This window comes from Mesorhizobium sp. M7A.F.Ca.CA.001.10.2.1 (assembly GCF_003998575.1).
GTDB lineage: Bacteria > Pseudomonadota > Alphaproteobacteria > Rhizobiales > Rhizobiaceae > Mesorhizobium.
The window spans coordinates 1-1,723 of the sequence record NZ_RZQY01000939.1 but is presented as its reverse complement, the minus strand read 5'-3'; the positions used below and the strand labels follow the sequence as shown (position 1 = coordinate 1,723).

Genomic DNA, 1,723 nt, shown 5'->3' with positions numbered 1-1,723 from the left:
GAATCCGGGTTCACCCGGTCTTTGAAGACTTGGCCGGCACGTCGGTTTGCGAGGCACCAAACGCAAAAACCCGCCTGTGCGGCGGGTCGTCGGCGCAAATCAGCACCCTGCTGAAATTGTTAGCATAGCTGCCCTCACATGTCAATGAAAAGCCACCCGACCGACTGTCGTCCGGCCTTCTGTTGACCTGAGTTTGGAGTCTGCAAATTCGCGTATGGCGATTGCGATCCAGCCATGCGCATTCTATCTCTGAAAGGCCCCTCGGGAGGGGACCAGCCCGGAGGAGGGTTCTGATGTTTCGCTTCGTCTTTCGTCTTGCCGCAATGATCGCGCTGTCGATTTCCGTCATCATGGCGGTGCTCGACGCGACACGCACCGTGGCGGCCTCCGTGCTGGTGCTGACCCCGCTCAACACCAGTTGGCTGGCGGTCTCGCCCGACACGAGGGCCGCCTTCGAAACCTTCATCCGAACCAAGGCCAGCCCGCTGCTGTGGGACGGCGCCGTCGCCTGGGTGCTGAACCAGCCGGGCTTCGCCGTGTTCGCGGTGCTGGCTTTCCTGCTCTATGCGATAGGCTACAGGCGGCCGCCGCGTGCTGGGCAGTTCGCCGCCACCTAGAGCATCGGACCCAAAAGCGGTTGCCGGTTTTGGGAATCCGATGCTCAAACAAAGCCGCCGTCATGCGGCTTCTTGCGTTTCACCCGGAGAGGAGCCGCGCATGTTCTTTCTCAGCGACATGCTGAACAAGAAGCTCAATCTGCCGAAGCCCTCCCAGGCCCTGCCGGGCCGCGCCAGGGCGATCCCGACCGCATCCAGACACAAGGTCTTGAAAAGATCGCTCAAGGGTCCTTATCCCGAGAGGCTGGAGACGGCGATGTTCGGACTGGGCTGCTTCTGGGGTGCGGAGCGGCTGTTCTGGCAGATCGAAGGCGTCTGGGTCACCGCGGCTGGCTATGCCGGCGGCTTCACCCCCAATCCGACCTATCAGGAGACCTGCACCGGGCTTACCGGTCATGCCGAAGTGGTGCTGGTGGTCCATGACCCCGAGATCGTCTCCTATGCTGGGCTTCTGAAGCTGTTCTGGGAAAGCCACGACCCCACGCAGGGCATGCGCCAGGGCAATGATGTCGGCACCGCCTATCGCTCCGCGATCTACACGAGCGACGAGGCGCAATTGCGGGCGGCGAGCGCCTCGCGCGATGCGTATGAGACCTCGCTGCGCGGTGCCGGCCACGGCAGGATCACCACCGAGATCGCGCCGGCGGCCGAATTCTACTTCGCCGAAGCCGATCACCAGCAATATTTGGCGAAGAACCCTTACGGCACGTGCAACCTCAAAGGCACCGGCGTCGCTTGCGCCATCCCTGCCGCCGCCTCCGCCTGACACTTGGCGCAAGGACAAGCTGCGGTGCGGCTTGTCCGCACCAAGCTTTTCCAAAAGGTCAAAATTCCGCGTGAATTTTGTTTCGGGCCATGCCAGATTGCCGCCGAGCGGGAGGGAGTACACTCCTGGCTGACGTCGTATGCCTGCCGGAGAACCGGGCAGGCATGCGGTGCATAACGGAAAAAATAACCGACAGGGTGTGGATCACATGAAACGTATCGTTCTCGGCCTCCTGGCCGCAACCGCAATGGTTCTTCCGGCTTTCGCCGCGGATGTCCAGCCGGCCATCCTCTATGATCTCGGCGGCAAGTTCGACAAATCCTTCAACGAGGCTGCCTAC

General features: G+C 61.9%; 2 protein-coding genes and 1 pseudogene. All 3 read left to right on the top strand.

From position 1 onward, the window contains the following. The first annotated feature begins 293 nt into the window (after positions 1-293). The gene (locus EN964_RS33720) at positions 294-617 is read left to right on the top strand and encodes a hypothetical protein (protein WP_127266916.1); all 324 of its coding nucleotides are present in this window, start codon (positions 294-296) and stop codon (positions 615-617) included. A gap of 100 nt (positions 618-717) precedes the next feature. Continuing rightward, positions 718-1,383, top strand: coding sequence for a peptide-methionine (S)-S-oxide reductase MsrA (gene msrA / locus EN964_RS33715; RefSeq protein WP_127266917.1), 666 nt, complete (start codon positions 718-720; stop codon positions 1,381-1,383). A gap of 208 nt (positions 1,384-1,591) precedes the next feature. Continuing rightward, a pseudogene (locus EN964_RS38935) lies at positions 1,592-1,723 on the top strand (BMP family ABC transporter substrate-binding protein); the annotation flags it as partial.